This is a genomic window from Aliarcobacter cryaerophilus ATCC 43158 (assembly GCF_003660105.1).
Taxonomy (GTDB): domain Bacteria; phylum Campylobacterota; class Campylobacteria; order Campylobacterales; family Arcobacteraceae; genus Aliarcobacter; species Aliarcobacter cryaerophilus.
In genome coordinates this window covers 1,650,077-1,672,392 of sequence record NZ_CP032823.1, presented here as the reverse complement: position 1 = coordinate 1,672,392, position 22,316 = coordinate 1,650,077, and the positions used below count along the sequence as shown (strand labels likewise).

Genomic DNA, 22,316 nt, shown 5'->3' with positions numbered 1-22,316 from the left:
CTTTTTATTTTTTAATTAAAGATTTATATAACTCTTTAGTTGGGTCAATCTCACCATTAACATATATAGTTGGAGTTCCACCAACTAAAAGATTATCACCAAATGATATCTCTTTTTCAAGATTACTAATAATATCTTTTTTATTTAAATCTTGAATTTTAATATTTGTTTGTAACTCTTTGTTGAATGCTTCTAAAATAGTTTTTTCATCTGTTGTTGATGGTTCAAAATGTTTTGACCAGTCAATTTTATATGCTTTTAAAACAACTTCTTGTCCTAATTTCGTTTTTGCTATATCAATCAATTTAGATAAAGTTGTAGATGCTGGATGTATATGAGTTAGAGGAAAAGCATAGTAATAAAGTGCAATATTATCACTATTTTTATTTACGAATTCAATAACTTCTGGAACATATTGTGCACAAAATGGGCAAAGAGGATCTGAAAAAACAACAATTTTATCTTTTGCTTTTTCACTTCCAGCTATTAGTTTTGATTTTTGGTAGTATTTATCTGTTATACTTGGAACAATAGTAGATTTAAGTGATTTTGATGTTGTTATATCAAATAAATCTGTTGCTACAACTTTTCCATCACTAAATAAAGTATCTTTAACTTTCATATTTTTATCTTGAATTATGGCATCAAAATCCAAAATATAACCATACCAACCTTTTATTTCAAGCTCTTTTTTATAAAAAATCTTTATATTACTCGCTTTAACATTTGGATTTTGTGATAATCTTTTTTTCTCAAAATCAATTACTAAATTGTCATTTGCAAATAAAGATGCACTTGCTATTGAGCTTAAAACTAATAGTTTTGTAAGTTTGTTCATATTTTTTCCTTTTAAATAATTTTATAGTCTATCTTTTTTTGATTAATTGAAAGTTAATTTTCAACTTCTCGATTTTACTTTAATCTTTTTAATATCAAATAACTCTTTTGCTTTATTTAGCATTTTTGAATTTAAAATATCATCAATTTGTAACTCTTTTGAAGATATTGTTTCATTATTACTTTTTGTAATATCTGCAACACATCCACTTCCTAACTCTATATCTTCAATCATTGAACCAGTTTCATTTAAAAAACTATCATTTTCTTTTGTAGGCTCATTTAATAAGGTGGCCTCCTCCTTTTTGAAATTTAACTCAATATTTGAGCCAAAAATATCTTGTGCAAATGTTTTAATGAGCCCAAAATATTTGAATAGTAGTTGCCTCTCTTCATCTTTTGCATAAGAGATAATATTTAAAATATTGTTTGAAAATCCAGCAAAAATAAAATTCTTTTCAAAACATTCTCCTAAAATTGGGTCCCTGTCATAAACTTTTTCTATTAATATTTGATATTTATCACTATCTTTGTTTGTCTCTTCTTCAAAAGGTACATAAGATATATCTTCAAAACTAATATTTTCTATAATATTATTTTCTAAAACAGTTTCTTGATTCTTTGATTCTTTCTTTATTTCAGATTTTGATTCTATATTAATCTCATTTTTAGTTTCAGGTTTTGTAGGAGTTTTTTCTATTTGTTCTATGATTTCATCTATACTTTTTAGATTTGTTGCTTCAATTAACTTAAGTAAAGTTAAAATTAATACAAATCCATCGTCACTATTTAAAACTAAAAGATATTTTGCTTCACTTAAAATTCTAAAAAATCTATCAAATAAAGTAACATCAAATCTAACATCTTTTGAAATCATTTTATCTTTTAAAAAAATTGCAATTTCATCACAAATTTGACCAACTTCATATTCTTGAAGTTCTGGAAGTAAAGGATTTATATCTTCTTTATTCAAGATTACTTTAAAAATTTTTTCCATTAAAGCTGGATTTATTAATCCTAGCATATCAACAACACTAGAAGTTGCAACTCTTCCTTTCGAGAAAATAATAGCTTGGTCAAGTAAAGTCAAAGTATCTCTTAAACTTCCTTGACCACTTCTTGCAAGTATTTCCAAGGCATCTTTTTCAAACTCTATATTCTCTATATTCAAAATATGAGAAAGATGATGAACTACATCATTTTGTGATATTTTATTAAATCTAAAGTGTTGAGTTCTACTAAGAATTGTTGCTGGAAGTTTTAGAGCATCAGTTGTAGCAAGTATAAATTTTACAAAAGATGGAGGTTCTTCTAAAGTTTTAAGCAGAGCATTAAAAGCTTGAGTTGTAAGCATATGAACTTCATCAATGATAAAAACTTTATATCTAGCTATATTTGGTTTATATTTTGTATGCTCTATTAATTCTTTTATATCATCAATTCCTCGATTACTTGCAGCATCCATTTCAATAATATCGAGGTGTTTTCCACTTTTTGCACTAAGGCAATTTTCACAAACTTCACAGGGTTTTGAAGATGGTCCATTTTCGCATAAAAGTGCTTTTGCCATAATTCTAGCTGTTGAAGTTTTTCCACTTCCTCTAAGTCCAGAAAATAAATAAGCATGAGATAATCTTTTACTGTCAAGAGCAAGACTTAGAGTTTGAGAAATAGTATTTTGTCCTATTAAGTCTTCGAATCTTTCAGGTCTATATTTAAGAGCTAAAACCCTATCGTCTTTTATATTTGCACTCATAGTTCACATTTCCTCATTTCAAATTTGTTTTTCCCTAAAATTATTTTTACCATATCAGAATTTATCTTTCCAGTGTATAAAATCTCTATATTTAACTCATCTTTATTATTATTTTGTAAATCTTGGCTTAGAGCTACAACTCTTTTTGCAATTGCATCACCTGTATCAATTAAAAGAACATCTTCTCCAACAATATCAAGAATTGTTCTTTTTACCAAAGGATAATGAGTACAACCTAAAACTATTGTATCAACTTTGTTGTGAAGCATTGGTTTTAGCCAGTTCTCAAGCATAGTATAAGTTTTTAAACTATTTATCTCACCATTTTCAATTTGTTCAACTAAACCAATACATGCTTGTTCGTATAATTTTACTTCACTTTTGGTTGTTAATTCATTTGCTAAAATTTGATATTTTTCACCTTTGAGAGTTGAAGCAGTTGCTAAAATACCAATATTTCGTGTTTTTGTATTATTTATTGCTGGTTTTATTCCAGGTTCGGTACCAATAATTATTAAAGATGGGAAAACTTCTCTTAAATGCTTTATTGCAACTGATGTAGCTGTATTACAAGCAATTACAAGCGCATCTATTTCATAATTTTTTAATAAATAATTTGCAATTTTTTCAGATCTTGAAAATATTTCATCTTTATTCTTATCACCATAAGGCGCATATAAAGTATCAGCTATATAAAATATATCTGCACCTTTTAGATTTTTGACAATTGCATTTAGTACAGTTAACCCGCCAAGACCTGAATCAAAAACTCCTACTTTCAACTTTTTCCTTACTGAAAATTTGCGAAATTATAACTAAAAACATATAACTAAAATGTTAAGCAAGAGCTATTTAAAATCTTTTTTATTGATAATGCGAAAACTTAAAATTTTAATTGAATAAAAGGAAAATAAATTTTAAGTTTTCTAAATGATTATTGTGTATTTTGTGGGTGGTTATATATAAAAGTAAGTTTTTGTAAACTTAAGGAAAAATCCTTAAGTTTTATTTTTTATCAAACAATTCCTTGTTCAATCATAGCATCAGCTACTCTTCTAAATCCAGCAATATTTGCTCCTAAAACAAGGTTTGTTGGTTCTCCAAACTCTTTTGCAGTTGCACTTGCTGTATCAAAAATATGTTTCATAATTTTTTCTAGTTTTGCATCAACTTCTTCAAAAGTCCAAGAAACCATAGAAGCATTTTGAGCCATCTCTAATTGACTTGTAGCAACTCCACCTGCATTTGCTGCTTTTCCTGGTCCATATGCAATTTTTTGTGCAACAAAGAAATCAACAGCTTCATTTGTAGAAGGCATATTTGCACCTTCACTTACACAAACACAACCATTTTTAATTAATTCTTTTGCATCTTCTATGTTTAACTCATTTTGTGTTGCACTTGGGAATGCAGCAAAACAAGGTACAGACCAAACCGCATTTCTTCCTTTAGGATAAGAATCTACTGGAATATATTTTGCATTTTTTCTATATTTTACATATTCAGTTAATCTTGCTCTTTGATTCTCTTTTAAATCTTTTAAAAGGTCTAAATCAATACCTTCTTCATCTAAAATCATTCCAGATGAATCACTACAAGTAATTGGTAATGCACCTAAGTGATATAGTTTTTCAATAGTATAAATAGATACATTTCCAGAACCAGAAACTGTACATTTTTTACCTTTTAAACTTTCTCCTCTAGCTTCAAGCATATTTTTTGCAAAATATACACAACCATAACCAGTTGCTTCAGTTCTAGCTAATGAACCACCCCATTTTAAAGATTTTCCTGTTAAAGTTCCATCATAAGTGTTTGCAAGTTTTTTATACATACCAAACATATATCCGATTTCTCTTCCACCAACACCAATATCTCCAGCTGGAACATCTGTAGTTGCTCCAATATGTCTATATAATTCAGTCATAAAAGCTTGACAAAATGCCATTATTTCATTATCTGATTTACCTTTTGGGTCAAAGTCACTTCCACCTTTTCCCCCACCAATTTGAAGCCCTGTTAAAGCATTTTTGAATATTTGTTCAAACCCTAAGAATTTAATAATTCCAGTGTTTACACTTGGGTGAAATCTTAATCCACCTTTGTATGGCCCTAAAGTCGAACTAAACTGTATTCTATAACCTTTGTTGATTTGGATTTCTCCTTTATCATCAACCCAAGTAACCCTAAACATGATTTGTCTTTCAGGTTCAACTAATCTTTCTAAAACTTTATTCTCTTTATACTTTGGATATTTTTCGAATAGTGGTTCTAGTGAGTGTAAAACCTCTTCAGCAGCTTGATGAAACTCATCTTGTCCAGGACTTGTTCTTTTTAGATATTCTAAAAGTTCGTTTATATTTGCCATTTTCCTTCCTTTTATTCAAATTTCGGGAAAGGAGTTTACCAGAAGAATTATTTGATTTTGTTTAAATTTAGGTAAAATCTTTACAAATTTATAAAAATATTACCTTTTTTTTCATTTTTAAGTAGATTTTAAGTAATTTATTCGTTCATTGAAGCAAAAAAATCATCATTGTTTTTTGTTTTTTGCATTTTTGGATATAAGAATTTTAAAACATCAACTTCATCCATTTCACTCATAGCATTTCTTAAAATCCAAGTTTTTTGTAAAATATCAGGAGTTAAAAGTAGCTCTTCTTTTCTTGTACCTGATTTTACAATATCAATAGCAGGATAAACTCTTTTATTTGATGCATTTCTACTAAGAACTACTTCAGAGTTTCCAGTACCTTTAAACTCTTCAAAAATAACTTCATCCATTTTTGAACCAGTATCAATTAAAGCTGTTGATATAATTGTAAGACTTCCACCCTCTTCAATATTTCTAGCTGCTCCAAAAAATCTTTTTGGTTTATGTAAAGCATTTGCATCAACTCCACCTGAAAGAACCTTTCCAGAAGATGGTGTTACTGTATTGTAAGCTCTTGCTAATCTTGTAATTGAATCAAGAAGTATTACAACATCTTTTTTCATTTCTACAAGTCTTTTTGCTTTTTCAATAACAATTTCTGCAACTCTTACATGATTATGAGCTGGCAAGTCAAAAGTAGAACTATAAACTTCTCCTTTAACGCTTCTTTGCATATCTGTAACCTCTTCAGGTCTTTCATCAATCAATAAAACCATCAAAGTAACTTCGGGGTGATTTTTGCTAATTGCATGAGCTAGTTCTTTTAAAAGTTCTGTTTTACCAGTTTTTGGAGGTGCTACTATTAAGCTTCTTTGACCTTTTCCCATAGGAGCAAATAAGTCAAGTACACGACCTGTTAATTTTTGACTATCAAACTCAAATTTAAATTTTGTTGTAGAGTATAGTGGAGTTAAGTTGTCAAAAAGTGGTCTATTTTTTGAATCTTTTACAGGTAGATAATTTATAGCTTCTATTTTAAGTAAAGCATTATATTTTTCGCTATCTTTGTTTGGGGGTCTTACTTGTCCTGTTACAATATCTCCAGTTCTTAGTGCAAATTTTTTAATTTGTGTGGCACTTACGTATGAGTCATTTGAAGTATCAGAAAAGTTTCCATCAATTGCTCTTAAAAAACCAAATCCACCGTCTTTTATTTCTAAAATACCAGTAAAGAGTATAAAACCACCTGCATCTATTTGAGAAGCAAGTATCATAAACATTAAATCTTGCCTTTTTAATTCTTGTGGGTTTTCAACATCTAAATCATTTGCTATATCGATTAGAGTTTCAATTGGAAGTTCTCTTAGCTGCTCAATTTTATATCCATCTACTGGTATATGAGTTCTTGTTTTTTTACTATTTTTTGATTTTAAATCTTCTTTTGACTCTTCCATGAGTTTTTTTACCTTTGAATTTACATAAAATATATGTATTTTTTTGTAGTTTTTGTAGCTTTTAAAAAAAGTGAAATGTGATTTTAGTTAATATTTATAAATTTGTCAAGAAAAGTAAAAAAGAGAGTAAAAAATCACTCTCTTTTTAATTTGATTTTATATTAATTATAAATCAGAAGAGTGTTTAGCTAAATATTCAGCAACACCAGATTTATCAGCTTTCATTCCTTCGTCACCTTTTGACCATCCAGCTGGACAAACTTCACCATGCTCATTTGTAAATAACATAGTATCAACCATTCTAATCATCTCATCTATGTTTCTTCCTAGTGGTAAATCGTTGATAACTGCATGTCTTACTGTTCCATCTTTATCAATTAAAAAAGAACCTCTTAATGCAACTGAATCACCAAATAAAACATCAAAATCTTTTGAAATTTGTTTTGTAATATCTGCAACTAATGGAAATTTAACTCTTCCAATTCCACCATTTTCAACTGGAGTTTCTCTCCATGCAAAGTGTGAGAATTGAGAATCAACCGAACAACCAATTACTTGAATTCCTCTATCTTCAAAATCTTTGATTCTGTTTGAAAATGCAATTATTTCAGATGGACAAACAAAAGTAAAATCCAATGGGTAGAAAAATAATACTGCACCATTTTTCCCAATATTTTTATATAAGTTAAAATCTTCTGAAATTTGACCATCTGCTAATACAGCTGTTGCTGTAAAATCTGGAGCTTTTTTTGTTACTAACATATTTAATCCTTTTTATTTTTTTAAAATTTAATGTTGAAATTATATCACTATTTTTTTAGAGAAAGCTTAAAAAGAAAAATATTTTTTAAAAGATAATATTTATCTTTAATAATAGATTTATTTTTACTTTGATAGAGTTTTATAAAATTTTTTATGGAGAATAAATATGGCAGTAAAAATTACTGATATTTGTATTAGCTGTGATGCATGTTTAGATGAGTGTCCAGTTGGAGCAATAGTAGATAATGATGATAACCCAACAGGGGAAGATGTATATTTTGTATATAAAGACAAATGTGTTGAGTGTGTTGGGCATAATGATGCACCAGCTTGCGCAGATGCATGTCCTACTGAGGGTTGTATAGTTTGGGATGAAGTTGGTTCTAGTAAGATAGAAAAAGATGATAGAGGAGAGGTTGGAGAACCTGTTGTAGAGTAATAAAGTTCGAAAACTTGCTTTTTTATCTTTTTTTAGATAAAATCCGCGACTAAAAAAACAAAGAGGAATATATTATGGAAAGAACATTATCGATAATAAAACCAGATGCAGTTGCAAAAAATGTAGTTGGTAAAATTTTAGATAGATTTGAAAGTGCTGGATTAAGAATTGCAGCTACAAAAAAACTACAATTAAGTAAAGCGGATGCTGAAGCTTTTTATGCAGTTCATGCTGCTAGACCTTTCTTCAAAGATTTAGTTGAATTTATGATTAGTGGACCTGTTGTAGTTTCTGTTTTAGAAGGAACAAATGCAATGGCAAAAAATAGAGATTTAATGGGTGCAACAAATCCTAAAGAGGCTGCAGCTGGAACAATTAGAGCTGATTTTGCAGATTCAATTGATGCGAATGCAGTACACGGAAGTGACTCTTTAGAAAATGCAGCTATTGAAATTGATTTCTTTTTTGCACAAAGAGAAATTTGTTAATCTAAAATGAAAATAGAGTTTAAAAAAATACCTCAAGAAAAAAAAGAGTTTAATACTTCTTTAAATTCAGTTAAAATTGAAGGTACTTTTTGTAGAATTTCGTCATCGTTAGTAAAAATTGAAGCAAATTTGATAGGTAATATTGAAATAGATTGCTCAAGATGTGGAACTTTAGAGACTTTGGATATAAATGAAGATTTAAAACTTCTTTTAAGTGATGGAGTATTTAAAGGAAACGAAGATGAATTTTTAGTAATAGAGATTGAAAATAGTTTGATCGACTTTGATGAAATAATTCAAAGTGAATTAAACAGCATAAGAAGTGACTACTTACTTTGTAAAGATTGTGATGGAAATAGTAGTATATTTGAACAAGAATTTTAAAATAGGAGAATAATTATGGCAGTACCAAAAAGAAGAGTATCTCATTCAAGATCAGCAATGAGAAGAACTCATTATAAGATTGCATTAAAAAGACCAGTAAAAGATAGTGATGGTTCTTGGAAAATGCCTCATATGGTTAATCCAAACACTGGTGAATACAAAAACTAATGATAAAAATAGCAATAGATGCAATGGGAGGGGACTTTGGTCCCGAACCAATAATAGAAGGGCTTATTCTAGCCATTAGAAACAATAACAATTTTACAGCAATAGCTGTAGGAGATAAAGAACAACTTTCAAAACTTATACCACCTACTTTTAACGACAGAATAGAAATTTTGGATACAAAAGATGTTATTAGTATGCATGATAGTGCAACTGATGCTTTAAAAAGAAAAGAATCAACTATTTATAAAGCAATAGAACTTGTAAAAGATGGTAAGGCAGATGCAGTTGTATCAGCTGGTCACTCTGGAGCTTCTATGTCTTTGGCTACACTGAAAATTGGAAGATTAAAAGGTGTTTCAAGACCTGCTATTGCAACACTTATGCCTACGAGTGAAAATCAAAATACTTTAGTATTAGATGTTGGAGCAAATGTAGATAGTGATGCGAAAAACTTATTTCAATTTGCAATTATGGGTCAAGCTTATGCACAAGTTGTACTAAGGCTGGATGAACCAATAATTGGGCTTTTAAGCAATGGAGAAGAAGAAAGTAAAGGCAATGAAGTAACTAAAGAGGCTTATAAGTTAATTTCAAAAGTTCCAAACTTTGCTGGAAATGTTGAAGGAAATGATATCTTTAAAGGAACAGTAGATGTTGTTGTTTGTGATGGTTTTGTAGGAAATATCCTACTAAAAACAGCCGAGGGTGTTGCTGATACTATTAGTAAAATTATGAAAAAAGATTTAAAAAGATCTCTTATTTCAATAACTGGTGCAGTTTTAATGAGAAAAGTTTTTAAAAATCTAAAATTAAAAGTTGATTATGCTGAATATGGTGGAGCTCCACTTTTAGGAGTAAAAGCACCTGTGATAATATCTCATGGTAAATCAAATCCAAAAGCTATAAAAAATGCAATTTTTCAAGCAATTAATAGTGCTAGCTCAAATTTAGATTCTGTAATTGAGCAAAGATTAGAGAAATATTTAATAAATGAAAGTAGTAGCAAAGAGCCTACTCTTTAAGGAAAATGATATGAAATATGCGGCTTTTAGGTCAATTGGTGCTTATATTCCATCAAAGATAATGACAAATGCAGATTTTGAGAAGATAATTGATACAAATGATGAGTGGATTACAAAAAGAACAGGTATAAAAGAGAGAAGATTAGCTGAAGATAACGAAGCATCTTCTGATTTAGGTGCAAAAGCTGCAGAAGTTGCAATAAAAAGAGCAAATATTTCTAAAGATGAGATAGATTTAATAATTTGTGCAACAGTTACTCCTGATTTTTTATGTATGCCTTCAACTGCTTGTTTAATTGCTTCAAAGCTAGATATAAAAGATGTTATGGCTTTTGATGTAAGTGCTGCATGTACAGGTTTTGTATATATTTTAAATATTGCAAAAGCTTTTATTGAGTCAGGTTTAAAGAAAAATGTTTTAATTATTGGAGCTGAAAAATATAGCTCTATTTTGAATTATGAAGATAGAACAACTTGTTTTATCTTTGGAGATGGAGCTGGAGCTGCAATAATTAGTGCGACAGATGATAAAAACGAAGCAATAATTGATATTAGTTGTTCTAGTGATGGAACTTACGAAGACTTAATCAAAACTACTGGTGGTGGGAGTAAGCATCCGTGTAGCCAAGAAGTTGTAGATGCAAAATTGGCTTGTATTTCAATGAAGGGTAATGAAACATTTAAACTTGCTGTTAAAACATTGACTTCAGATGTTGTAAAAATATTAGAAAAGCATAATCTTTCAAATAAAGATATTACTCATTTTATTCCCCATCAAGCAAACTATAGAATCATAAAAGCTGTTGGTGAAGCTTTAAATATAAGTGATGAGCAAACTGTTGTAACAGTTGACAAGTATGGAAATACATCAGCTGCATCAATTCCTATGGCTATGAATTATGCCTTTGAAGAAGGTAGAATAAAAGCAGGAGATACTATACTTTTTGATGCATTTGGTGGTGGATTAACTTGGGGTTGTGCATTGTTTAAGTTTGCACCTAAAAAATAGTTATTTAAACTATTTTTTAGTTAAATTTACTATTATTTGGATTCTTTTTAAATACATTCATTGACTTATTTTTTGGATTTTTATTGCTATTTTCCAAAGTTGCACTTATATTTATAAAAACAATATTATCATTTTTAATAATTTGAAAAATAGAGTTAAATGGTATTTCAACTAAACTTCCAAAGTTATCTTTTCCAAAACCAGCTTCAAAATACAAGCTTTCATCTTTTATATGTGCCGATTGAAATGTATAACCAGCTAAAGTAAATAGTGAGAATTTACTTAAATTATTTTTTAAGTCATTTGGTAAATCTGGATTAAAAGTTATATTTGAAATATTTGCAATAACACTAAAATCAATACCTTTTGATATAAAAAAATTAATTTGTTCTTTACAATGATTTTGTATCAATTCCTGAAATTCTATATTTTCTGTAATATTTTGTGTCAAATTATATCCTTTTATATCTCATTTTTTATTTTTTCAAGCTCTTCTATTTTTGTTATAAATTGCTCTTTTTTATCTTTTACAAAAAGTATTCTATCTTTATTTATCTCTAAATATTGCTCTTTTGAGTATTTTATAATTTTAAAAAGATAGTTTCTTTTTGAAGTTAAAAAATCTTCTATTTTTTCAAAACCAAAATTTGCTTTTAGTTTTCCAACTATTTCATCTTCTCTTGGACAATTTATAGAAAATCTACTTGGCTCTTTTTTGTATAACTCTTCACTTTCTACTATTTGTTGTTCAAAATGAGCAATAGTTGCTTGAGTAATTTGAATATATGAATAAGATAGTGCACCATTAAAATATCCAAATTTTTTTCTTAAAGCTGAAATATTTTCTAAAATTGCTTTATAGAAGACTCTTATAACATTTTCATAAACTTTTGCAGCAAAGTGTCTTGTATTTGAAAACTCAATATCTGAGGCTATTTCTCTATTTTTTCTTATAAGTTCATAGTTTTCTTGCCATTTTACAATATCATTTTTTACTATTCTAAAAACTTCTCTAAAAGATTCATCAGTATCTAGCTCAACATTTTTAAGAAGTTTCATTGATCTTTTAAACATTTTATCAATAGTTTGGTCATCGTAAAATAAAGCTTTATAAATAGCATCACTATCTACCCAAAAAGTTTCAAAATCGAATTTTTCTATTTTTTCACCAAATAGTGATTTTGAAATCTCAAATCTTGTAGATTTTTTTCTTTTTATATTTTTAAATGTTTCATGTGCAATTTTATCCATGATACTCTCTAGAGAATTGTATATAGTAAATAGTTCATTTGAGTATTGTTTATAAATATTATCAAAGGACTCTAGGACTCTAGGCTCACAAGACTCCAAAATTTCAACTAAAGCATCATAAACTTTTATTATTGTTTCATACTCTTTTATTAAAATATCACAAAAACTTCTTAAATCTTTTTTTATAGCAAACTCTTTTGCTTCAGCAGCTTGTGGTCTAATAGTAGTTTCAATGAAATCTAAAACTTCTTGAATATTTGAGTCCTCTAAAAGTTTTGTATTATGTGTTGTATCAGCTAATTTAATAGATTTTATTCTATTTTTATGCTCAGATAAAAGTTTTTCAATGTTATTGTTATTTTCAATATCACTTGTTAAAAGCTCTTTTTTTAATTCAGATAATAGATTTATATTTTCATCTTCAATTAAAATATCTTTCTCTTTTGCTCTTCCTTCTAATGCTTTTATTGCTGAAATTGGTACAACTTTTGCAAAATATTTACCAAATTTATCTTTTACATAATTTGTAGTTGTATCTACTTGTTCAGGAGTTAATTTATCTTTTTGATTTAAAACACATAAAGATTTATTTTTGAAATGTTGCATATACTCTTCTAAAACTTGAGCTTCTGATAGTTTTCCAGCATTATCAATAAGTGTTAGCCAAATAATTCCACCAACATCTTTTAAAACTCTTTTAGTAACATCTGTATCACTTTGTGACTGAGAGTTAAGTCCTGGAGTATCAACAAACGAGATGTCTTTTAAAATAGGCATTGGAGCATAAAGAGTAAGATATTTTATATTTTGCATCTCATCTTGTCTTTGGTCTGTAAAATCAGCAATGCTTTCTATTGGTGCAAATTCTGTTGCTCCAGAGTAATATGTAATTTTAAGTTTAAAATCTTCACCATAATTTATAAAATTTACTTTAGAAGTAACTGGAGTAATCCCAGTTGGTAAAATATTTCTTGAGAGTAGGGCATTTAAAAATGTAGATTTTCCAGCACTAAATTGTCCAGTAATTGCAACTTCCATAGGATATCTAGCTCTTTTTAATTGTTTATTTAAAATTGTATGAAATTGAATTGATGGATGGAATTTTTCATCTAAAAGTTTATCTACTGTTTTTTGGATTTCACCAACTAGTCCATCTTCATAAATTATCTCTTTTATTGAGTTGTTTTCATGGTATTCATTAGCGAAGCTTTTTAGGATATTATAATTTGCGCTCATTAGTTTAATCCTTTTATATTTAACATAATACTTTCAAGTTTTTTGATATTTTTGTGTAAATTTATAGATAATTCAGCTTTATTTTTTTCATTATCTTCAAATGTTGAGATTTTCTCCTCAAGAGTTTCCTCTTCCTTTTTTAATCTTTGTTCAAACTCTTTTAGTGGAGCATTTAGTGTAGCAAAAAAGTTTTCAATTAAAAGTGAACTAACTTTTTTTGCTTTTATTTTAATATCTTCTTCAATAGCTTTAAATTGACTTTTCACTATATCTTCAATATTTTTATCAAGCTCATTTAGTTTTGTCTCCTTTGCATTTGTTACAGCTAAAATTATTTGATTAACCATAATTTCATTGTTTGAAGTTAAAAAACCACTTTTAAAATCTTCTTGAAAAAATCCTCTAGCATCAAAATTTTCATTTTTGTGTCCAATTAAAAAACCTAAATCATGATATTTTTGTTCACATTGTTCACCTATTGTTTGAGATTTTTTGATAAATTTATATCTATAATCTCTTATAACATCAATAATTCCATCTTTAATTGCAGTTTCAACAATAACTTTTACTCTTGCATTTTCAGGTCGTTTTTTTGTTTTTTCCAAAGAGTATCTAGTATCATTTACAACCCTTTGTTTTATTATATTTTGAAGTTCAAATAGCTCACTTTGTAAAAATGTTTCTAAAGAGTCTATATATGATTTAGCATCATTTTTGTAGTAATTTATATCTTCATTCATAGAAGAAAGAACTCTTTTATTTGTATCTTTTTTCTTATTAAATTCTATTAATTCTAGTTCAAGCTCATCTTTTGATTTATTTAATAAAGTTAGTTCATAGTTATTAAATCCTATTTGTTTCTCTAGAACTCTATTAATTTGAGTTTTTGCTGATTGAATTACTAAATCTCCTTTAGCAGAAGAAGTCCCAAATAAACTCTCCATTAGGTAATTTTCTATCTCTAAAATTCCTGTATCTTCTAAAGTAAATCCAGCTTCTAGTGCTTCTTTTTCTCTTCCTGTTCTATGCAAAAGTGCCATGTAACCTGATATTGGAATAAATTTTATAGTTTTTAAAATATGATCTAACTGCGAGTCTTTATTTTGAGCTTTTAGTTGTCTTTGTATTGAAGTTTTAGTATATTGTATAACTTCATCTAGATTTTTTTTAGTTACAGTATCAGCTCTTGTAATTACAACCAAAAGCTTTGATATATTTTGATATAAAACTGCATCTATAATAAATTCAACATCTTTTAAAGTTGCACTTTGAGATACATTCATAAGATGTATCATCATATCACACTTACTTATGTACTCTTTTGTAATCTCTTCTCTTTGAATAACAGGGTCATCAAGACCTGGAGTATCAACTATTTCTATTCCATCACTTAAAAATTTAAGATTGCTCCCAAGTTCAACATATTTTACAAGGTTACACTTTTTTGCACTATGTTCGGCTGAAGTATAAGATTTTAAATCATTTATATCAACTTCATCAAATCTTGAAGTTTCTCGTACATAATTTTTTAGATTTTCACCAAAAACTCTATTTGTTTCATCTACAAAATCTCTCATACTTTCTAAACTATTTGCACTATCTTCAATTTTTTGCCACTCTTTTTTATTCCAATAAAATACTTTTGCATTATCAGTTGTATTATGTTTTACAATTGTTAAATTTGCAGTTTCAGGAACAACAGCACTTCCTAAAATCTCTTTTCCCATAAGTGCATTTAACATTGTAGATTTCCCAGCATTCATAACACCTGTTATTCCAATAGAGAATTTTTGATTATTCATATAAGAGTTGATATCTTCAAGTTCTAGTAAAATCTCTTTACTTTTGAGCTCTTTTTTTAGTTCATTTAAAGTATTTTCTATAATAACTTTTAAATCTTTAAATGGTTTTTTACTATCATTTTCAATTTTTTTTATATGTTCTAAATCACTGTCTTCTATATTTTTATTTTCAAATAATGATATTAGTTTTTTAAAACCTTCTGTATTTAATATATTTTGATTATTTAAATACTCAAATGACTCAATTAAAGTTGTTATTAAATCTTTAGAACTTTTTTCATATATTAATTCAACAATACTGTTTTGAATATTGTGAAACTCATTTATATTTGATGGAGTTTTAATATTTATTTGTTGGCAAAGTGTTTTAAATGAGTTTAAATTTAAGTATTTATCGTAGTTTTTTCTATTTGCACTAATAATCAATCCAAATATTGTAAAAGAGTTATCATCTAAAATTACATCAAGAGGCTCAAGCTCTAAATTTTTCTGAAAACTAATACCATGGTACAACAAAAAGTAGTCATTTGATAAACTCATCCATTTTCTCCTAAATAAAAAAAGTTAAATATCCCTAATGATATTTAACTTTTTCTATTATTTAGATTTATGAAGGTAAAACCTTCATAAATAACTATCTAAGTGCTACTAATTTTCTTCTTAAGTAAGCAATTTTATTTTGTAATGGTAAATGTTTTGGACAATGGTCTTCGCAAGCCATAAGTGACATACAACCAAATACTCCATCATCATCACCGATTAGTTCATAGAAATCTTCAGCTGTTCTGCTATCGTGTGGATCTATTTCAAATCTTGCAACTCTATTTAGTCCAACAGGTCCAACAAAATTTGGTCTCATCAACATTGTTCCACAAGATGCAACACAAATACCACACTCAATACATCTATCAAGCTCAAAAGTATCATTTGCAACTTTTGGTTCTATTCTATCTTCAAGTTTTGATATATCTACTTGATGATCTGAGTGAACCCAAGATTCAACTCTTTTACTCATACTATCCATCCATTTTCCAGTATTTACTGATAAATCTTTGATTAGTTCAAATGCAGGCATTGGCATTAATTGTAATTTTCCAGTTGGATAGTTTGCGATTAATGTTCTACAACCTAATGCAGGTTTTCCATTTACCATCATTCCACAACTTCCGCAAATTCCAGCTCTACAAACAAAGTCAAAAGATAAATCAGGATCGTGAAACTCTCTTATTTGAGTTAGAGCAATAAAAAGAGTCATACCTGGTGTCTCTTCTAACTTATATTCAACGAAGTGAGGTTTTGAAACCTTACTTCTAGGATTATATTTAAGAACTGAAATTGTAATTTCTCTACCTTTTTGCGTGCTCATTATTTATCTCCTGCTCTTTCATTTTTCTCTTTATAGTTCATTGGTAAATCAAATGGCATTAATGCATCTTGAATTTGATGTCTATCTTTTCCTTCAGATTCCATTTTCTCACTTATACTATCAACTTGCTCTTGTCTAACTGCTGATAATTCATGCTCAATAATCATACCTTTTGCACCATATCCTCTAAATGCAGGAGGCATTTCCATTTTCATAATATCAAGTGGTTCATAAGTAATAGTTGGTTCCATATCATTTGGATTTGCCCAAGATGTAAGAGTTCTATTCAACCAATTTTTATCATCTCTCATTAAGAAATCTTCTCTATAGTGAGCACCTCTTGATTCAGTTCTTTCTCTTGCGCCTTTAGCAACACAAAGTGCTATTTTCAACATTTTAGGAACTCTATAAGCCTCTTCAAGTTCAGGATTTCCAGCTCTCTCTTTTGATTTAATATTGATTTTTTTAGTTTTAGCTAAAAGTTCTTTTAATTCTTCAACAGCTTCTTTTAGTGGTTCTCCACTTCTAAAAATACCAACTTTATCATCCATTAGTTGTTTCATTCTATTTTTTATTTTGAAAATATCTTCATTACCTTCATAAGCTAAAAGTTCATCTAAATATTTATCTTGCGCATCTAAGAATTTTTGTACAGTTGCTGTAGGAATTGTTACATCATTTGATAAGCAATAATCTGCAAAATAGTTACCAATAATCATACCAGCAACAACTGTTTCAGAAACACTATTTCCTCCAAGTCTATTAAATCCATGCATATCCCAACAAGCAGCTTCACCACAAGCAAATAGTCCTGCTAGATTTTGAGATTCTCCTGTTGGTTTTGTTCTAATTCCACCCATTGAGTAGTGTTGCATTGGAAGAACTGGAGCCCAACCTTTTGGACCTTCATCAGCTGGATCAATACCGTTAAAAATTTGACAAATTTCTTGAACATCTCTTAAGTTTTTCTCAATATGCTCTCTTCCCAAAATAGAAATATCTAACCATACGTGATATCCATAAGGAGAAGGAACACCTTTACCATTTCTAATATGCTCAATCATTCTTCTTGAAACAACGTCTCTTGATGCTAATTCTTTTTTCTCAGGTTCATAATCAGGCATAAATCTATGACCATCAACGTCTCTTAAGATTCCACCATCTCCTCTACAACCTTCTGTTAAAAGAATTCCAGAAGGAACGATTGGTGTTGGATGAAACTGAACAGCTTCCATATTTCCTAAAGTTGCAATTCCAGTTTCAAGAGCAATTGCTGCACCTGTACCTTCACAAATAACAGCATTTGTTGTTTGTTTAAATACTCTTCCATATCCACCAGTTGCGATACATGTACCTTTTGCAACATAAGCTTCTAATTCACCAGTAATTAAATCTCGAACAATTGCTCCATAACATCTTCCATTTTCATGAATTATGCTTAAAGCTTCTTTTCTATCTCTAATATCAACATCATGTCTTAAAGCTTCATTTGCAACACCAAATAACATAGTATGTCCAGTTGCATCAGCTGTATAACAAGTTCTCCATTTTTTAGTACCACCAAAGTCTCTTGATGTGATTAATCCATGTCTATCTTCATCTTCAGTTATAGTTGTTTTTTTAGCATTTATAACAGCTTCTCTTGTACCTTTTTCAACTCTACTCCAAGGTACACCCCAGCTTGCAAGTTCTCTAATTGCTTTTGGTGCAGTGTGAACAAACATTCTTGCAACATCTTGATCACATCCCCAGTCAGAACCTTTTACAGTATCTGCAAAGTGTAAATCCTCATTATCTCCATCAGACATCTTAGAGTTTCCTAAAGATGCTTGCATCCCACCTTGAGCAGCAGCACTATGAGATCTTTTAACTGGAACTAAAGATAAAACAATTGTACTTAATCCCTTTTTTTGTGCAGCAACTGCAGCTCTAAGACCTGCTAATCCACCACCAATTACTAATGCATCACAGTAATTAATTTTCATTATGCGATTCCTCCAACACTTTTAGTTTTTAAGTCATAATTCATAATATGTGCAGATGGTTTAAATGAATCTCTAGGAACATTATTTTTAGAGTTTTCGTAACCAATTTTCATATAAGCAGCAAGTGATGCAAATCCTAAAACTAAGAAAAATACTGTTAATGCCCATTTAAGTTTTTTAAGTGCTTTTCTTGTTGCTTTTGGATTTTCACCATCAAACCATCCCCATTTTACACAAAGTCTATAAAGACCAATTGTTCCATGGAATTCAACAGCTAATAATAAAAGAATATACAGTGGCCACATATATTCATCCCAAACTCTTGCACTACTTTCGTAAGGACCTATTTGATCTGGGTGTGTCATAATTACATATAAATGCACTGATCCTAAGAAGAACATTGCAAATCCTGTAAATGCTTGTGTAAACCATAATTTTGTATCATCATGTCCCATACTTTTTGCATGAGCTTTTATTACTTGATACTGTTTAAAGTTACCTGGTAATTTTCTCATTCCTAAAGCTGCATGAACAATAAAAATAACAAAAATAACAAGTGCAGCAATAGATACTAAAAGAGGATTTCCATCTTCAAATATAAAGCTACCTTCTAATAATTTTGTAACTTGGTACATAAAATCATTTGACACCAATATTGATGCAACAAGCATCATATGCGCCCACATAAATAAAGCTAAAAAACCACCTGTAAAACTTTGAATAAAGTCAAGTTTTGCAGGTAATCTACTTTTTTTCCCTTCTTCGGTTTTCCCTAAATAACCCTCTACTAGGTCACTCATTTGCTATCCTTTTCTTTAGATTTAGATTTCACAACATAATATCAAATTATAGGTTTAAAATTAATCAATAAAAAAGCTTTTTGTTAAAAAAATATAAAAGATTGTAGAAAAGTGACATTTAGCCCATTATTACTGGACTAAATGTTAAAATAAAGTTTTATAGTGTTACTAAAATACTCACTATAAAAATAGAGATTTTACAGCTAGTTGCGCAAAGTTTATTAAAGTATCTATATTTAATACAGGAATAAAGAATACAACAGCAGAACCAATACCACCAACAACAGTTAATATTGCAACAAAAAGTATTGCATAAGTAGAAACTCTACTGTCGTTGAAATCTTCGCTTATGCACTCTTCTTTTGGAGGATAAAAATACATAACAGCAATTAATCTTAAATAGTAGTACATTGAAACTATTGTTGCAAAAATTGCAAAAATTGCTAATGCAACATATCCAGCTTTTAATGCTTCTGTAAATACATAAACTTTTCCTATAAAACCAATAGTTCCAGGAATTCCTGCTAGTGATAACATAAATATTGTCATCATTGCAGCTAAAAATGGTCTTTGTTTTGCTAAACCTTTAAAGTCATCAAAAGTAACTTTAATATTTGTCTCTGAAATAATATGAGAAGCTAATCCAAATGCACCTAATGCAGATACCAAATAAGCTATTAAATAAAACATTATAGAGTATGCTGCTTCAATGTTTAATATTGAATTATTTGCATAACTTAAAGATATAAACGCAAGAAGTAAATAACCTGTGTGAACTATTGAAGAAGCTGCTAACATTCTTTTTACAATATCTTGTGTAATAGCAAGCCAAGTTCCAAATAGAAGAGTTAGAATAATTACAACTTGCAAAATAGTGTCCCAGAAATCTATTATTGGAGCTATGTAATCTAAGATTAATCTCATAAAAAATGAGAATATAGCAATTTTAAATGTAGATGCCATATATGCTGTAATAATCATAGGAGCACCTCTATAGATATCTAGTACCCAAGATTGGAAAGGAAATGCTGCAATTTTGAAAAGAAAAGTAAATAAAATTAGAGTTAAACCAACATATAAAAGCTCAAGGTTTGAACCATTACTTGCTTGAATATATGAATAAATATCTGCTAAATTTGTACTTGCAACAGTTCCAAAAACTAAAACAAGCCCTAAAAGGAAAAATGCACCAATAAATGCACCAAGCACTAAATATTTAAAGATAGCTTCAACTCTTTTTGAATCATCACTATTATAACCAACCATGATATATACACTAAATGATGCAATTTCTAATGCAATAAATGCAGTTATTAGTTCATTTGCTTGTGCTAAAACCATCATTCCAAATAGAGCAAAAAGTAAAATACTAAAAAATTCACCTTTGAAATAACTTCTATGTTGTAAATAGTGTTCACCAATTAAAATTGTTAATAAAGTACCTAAAATTAATAAAATATTAAAGAAATTTGAGAAAGTATCAAAAGTTAAAACATTGTTTAAAAAACTATCATAAGGTTGAATAGAATATAGAGTATTTGCATTTAAAAGTGCAAATACTAATGCTACAACTAAAAATAGTGATGATACAAAAATATGACTTTTTACACTAATTTTTTCATACATACTCATAAATAGTAGAGCAATAGCTCCAAATAAAACCAGTAAAGTTGGAATTAAATAAATAAAATTACTCATCTTGTTGCTCCAATTTGTAAAATATCTTGTAAGTAGTGTGTAACTGTTGGTTCAAATTTATCTATAAAAACTTCTGGATAAAATCCCATAATAAACACTAAAACAACCCATGGAACAAGTCCAACAATCTCTTTTATTTTTAAATCTCTCATAGTAAGCTCAGGCGAACCTTCTGGTCTATCTTGCAAAATTGCTCTTTGAAACATCCAAAGCATATAAGAAGCTCCAATAATAACTGATAAAGCAGCAATAGCTCCTAGATAAATATTAAAGTTAAATACACCAAATATTATAAGTAATTCAGAAACAAATCCATTTGTACCTGGAAGCCCAACATTTGCAAAAAGCATAACAGCAAAAACAAATGTAAAAATAGGAGCTTTTTTTGCAATTCCACCTAAATCTTTTATAGTTTTAAATCCAGTTTGCTCTTGCATTAATCCTACAAGTAAAAATAGTGCTCCAGTTGCTATTGCGTGAGCAATAATTAAATATAATGCCCCATTTATACCATAAGAGTTTAGTGAAAAAATACCAGCAGCTATGAAACTTAAGTGAGATGCTGAAGAGTATGCAAACATTCTTTTAATATCATCTTGCATAAGTGCAGCTATTCCAAAGTATACAAGACCGAATAGACCAATAATTACAAACCAAGTTGAAAACTCAATATAAACCTCTGGAAATAGTGGTATCATAAATCTTAAAACAGCATAAACTCCTAGTTTTGCCATAATAGATGATAGTAAAAATACAGCACCAGTTGGAGCATTTTTATATGTTTCCATAATCCAAGTATGAAGAGGGAATAGTGGAATTTTTATTGCAAATGCTACTAAAAATGCTAAAAATAACCAAACTTTTGTATTGTAATCAAGTATTGATATTTGCATTAGTTTATCATAAGCAAAAGACCAAACACCAAACTCACTATGATATGCAACCCCTAGGTATAAAATTGCAACAAGCATTAAAAGTGAACCAGCCATTGTATAAACTGTTACTTTTATTGTTGTAAAAACTTTATCACCAAATCCAAATTGACCAATCATAAGAAAAACTGGTAAAAGCATAATTTCCCAAAAGAAGTAGAAAAGAACAACATCTAATGATAGAAGAGTTCCTGTAACACCACTTTGAACTAAAAGCATATTTATCCAATAGCCTTTAGTTTTACCTTCCCACAAAAGAAGGTATGAAGTTGGAATTAAAATTGCAATCATCATTAAAATTGTTAATGAAATTCCATCTAAACCAATATAGTAATTTATACCATATGTTTCAATCCAAGCAACATTTGTTACAAACTGCATTCCAGAACTTGGTTCAAATTCTAAATAAAGCTTAAGCACAAGTGCTAAAATAACTGTAGTTGTAAGAAATGCAATATTTCTAATAGTATTTACATCTCTAGTTGTTATCATTAAACCTATTGCTACAATAGCAGGTAAAAATATAATAAATGAAAGAATATCTGCACTCATA

General features: G+C 28.8%; 20 protein-coding genes. 6 read left to right on the top strand and 14 right to left on the bottom strand.

Annotated elements, in window-relative coordinates; translation table 11 throughout:
- Positions 1 to 4 precede the first annotated feature (4 nt).
- The 6 genes from ACRYA_RS08420 to ACRYA_RS08395 form a co-directional block, all read right to left on the bottom strand.
- Positions 5 to 838: a DsbA family protein gene (locus ACRYA_RS08420; RefSeq protein WP_105916761.1), complete on the bottom strand. Its 834-nt coding sequence runs from the start codon at positions 836 to 838 to the stop codon at positions 5 to 7.
- Between the two features lie 60 nt (positions 839 to 898).
- Positions 899 to 2,593 carry a DNA polymerase III subunit gamma/tau gene (locus ACRYA_RS08415; RefSeq protein ID WP_105916760.1) on the bottom strand — a complete coding sequence of 565 codons (1,695 nt, stop codon included), beginning with the start codon at positions 2,591 to 2,593 and terminating at the stop codon, positions 899 to 901.
- Entirely contained in the window at positions 2,590 to 3,375 is a 786-nt protein-coding gene (gene murI, locus ACRYA_RS08410) for a glutamate racemase (RefSeq protein WP_105916759.1), read from the bottom strand. The genes ACRYA_RS08415 and murI overlap by 4 nt, the downstream gene beginning before the upstream one ends.
- Before the next feature lie 233 nt (positions 3,376 to 3,608).
- Positions 3,609 to 4,961 (bottom strand): NADP-specific glutamate dehydrogenase, encoded by a 1,353-nt coding sequence (gdhA, locus tag ACRYA_RS08405; RefSeq protein ID WP_105916758.1) that lies wholly within the window; start codon positions 4,959 to 4,961, stop codon positions 3,609 to 3,611.
- A 137-nt stretch (positions 4,962 to 5,098) separates the two neighbouring features.
- Complete coding sequence (rho, locus tag ACRYA_RS08400; protein ID WP_105916757.1) at positions 5,099 to 6,421, bottom strand: transcription termination factor Rho; 1,323 nt, start codon at positions 6,419 to 6,421, stop codon at positions 5,099 to 5,101.
- 165 nt (positions 6,422 to 6,586) lie between these two features.
- Positions 6,587 to 7,183: a peroxiredoxin gene (locus ACRYA_RS08395; protein WP_105908378.1), complete on the bottom strand. Its 597-nt coding sequence runs from the start codon at positions 7,181 to 7,183 to the stop codon at positions 6,587 to 6,589.
- 166 nt (positions 7,184 to 7,349) lie between these two features.
- Here ACRYA_RS08395 and ACRYA_RS08390 point away from each other — a divergent pair, with 166 nt between their 5' ends.
- From ACRYA_RS08390 to ACRYA_RS08365, 6 genes are all read left to right on the top strand, one after another.
- Positions 7,350 to 7,622: a DUF362 domain-containing protein gene (locus ACRYA_RS08390; RefSeq protein WP_105918229.1), complete on the top strand. Its 273-nt coding sequence runs from the start codon at positions 7,350 to 7,352 to the stop codon at positions 7,620 to 7,622.
- A 74-nt stretch (positions 7,623 to 7,696) separates the two neighbouring features.
- Positions 7,697 to 8,110, top strand: coding sequence for a nucleoside-diphosphate kinase (ndk, locus tag ACRYA_RS08385; protein WP_105911057.1), 414 nt, complete (start codon positions 7,697 to 7,699; stop codon positions 8,108 to 8,110).
- Between the two features lie 6 nt (positions 8,111 to 8,116).
- Positions 8,117 to 8,494, top strand: a complete 378-nt coding sequence (locus tag ACRYA_RS08380; protein ID WP_105918228.1) for a DUF177 domain-containing protein — start codon at positions 8,117 to 8,119, stop codon at positions 8,492 to 8,494.
- 15 nt (positions 8,495 to 8,509) lie between these two features.
- Complete coding sequence (gene rpmF / locus ACRYA_RS08375; RefSeq protein WP_105911055.1) at positions 8,510 to 8,662, top strand: 50S ribosomal protein L32; 153 nt, start codon at positions 8,510 to 8,512, stop codon at positions 8,660 to 8,662.
- A complete protein-coding gene (plsX, locus tag ACRYA_RS08370; protein ID WP_105918227.1) occupies positions 8,662 to 9,684 on the top strand; it encodes a phosphate acyltransferase PlsX in 1,023 nt (340 codons plus the stop codon). Before rpmF ends, plsX begins: the two co-directional genes overlap by 1 nt.
- A 10-nt stretch (positions 9,685 to 9,694) precedes the next feature.
- A complete protein-coding gene (locus tag ACRYA_RS08365; protein ID WP_105918226.1) occupies positions 9,695 to 10,693 on the top strand; it encodes a beta-ketoacyl-ACP synthase III in 999 nt (332 codons plus the stop codon).
- 16 nt (positions 10,694 to 10,709) lie between these two features.
- Here ACRYA_RS08365 and ACRYA_RS08360 read toward each other — a convergent pair whose 3' ends face one another.
- The 8 genes from ACRYA_RS08360 to ACRYA_RS08325 form a co-directional block, all read right to left on the bottom strand.
- Positions 10,710 to 11,144 (bottom strand): hypothetical protein, encoded by a 435-nt coding sequence (locus ACRYA_RS08360; protein WP_105918225.1) that lies wholly within the window; start codon positions 11,142 to 11,144, stop codon positions 10,710 to 10,712.
- Positions 11,145 to 11,155: 11 nt separating this feature from the next.
- The gene (locus tag ACRYA_RS08355; protein WP_105918224.1) at positions 11,156 to 13,180 is read right to left on the bottom strand and encodes a dynamin family protein; all 2,025 of its coding nucleotides are present in this window, start codon (positions 13,178 to 13,180) and stop codon (positions 11,156 to 11,158) included.
- Positions 13,180 to 15,522 (bottom strand): dynamin family protein, encoded by a 2,343-nt coding sequence (locus ACRYA_RS08350; RefSeq protein ID WP_105918223.1) that lies wholly within the window; start codon positions 15,520 to 15,522, stop codon positions 13,180 to 13,182. Before ACRYA_RS08350 ends, ACRYA_RS08355 begins: the two co-directional genes overlap by 1 nt.
- 94 nt (positions 15,523 to 15,616) lie before the next feature.
- Positions 15,617 to 16,348, bottom strand: a complete 732-nt coding sequence (locus tag ACRYA_RS08345; RefSeq protein ID WP_105918222.1) for a fumarate reductase iron-sulfur subunit — start codon at positions 16,346 to 16,348, stop codon at positions 15,617 to 15,619.
- Positions 16,348 to 18,333, bottom strand: coding sequence for a fumarate reductase flavoprotein subunit (locus ACRYA_RS08340; protein ID WP_105918221.1), 1,986 nt, complete (start codon positions 18,331 to 18,333; stop codon positions 16,348 to 16,350). The genes ACRYA_RS08345 and ACRYA_RS08340 overlap by 1 nt, the downstream gene beginning before the upstream one ends.
- Positions 18,333 to 19,133: a fumarate reductase cytochrome b subunit gene (locus tag ACRYA_RS08335; RefSeq protein ID WP_105918220.1), complete on the bottom strand. Its 801-nt coding sequence runs from the start codon at positions 19,131 to 19,133 to the stop codon at positions 18,333 to 18,335. Before ACRYA_RS08335 ends, ACRYA_RS08340 begins: the two co-directional genes overlap by 1 nt.
- Positions 19,134 to 19,313: 180 nt before the next feature.
- On the bottom strand, positions 19,314 to 20,831 hold the full coding sequence (locus tag ACRYA_RS08330) for an NADH-quinone oxidoreductase subunit N (protein WP_105918219.1): 1,518 nt from the start codon (positions 20,829 to 20,831) through the stop codon (positions 19,314 to 19,316).
- A complete protein-coding gene (locus ACRYA_RS08325) occupies positions 20,828 to 22,315 on the bottom strand; it encodes a complex I subunit 4 family protein (protein WP_105918218.1) in 1,488 nt (495 codons plus the stop codon). The genes ACRYA_RS08330 and ACRYA_RS08325 overlap by 4 nt, the downstream gene beginning before the upstream one ends.
- Position 22,316 lies beyond the last annotated feature (1 nt).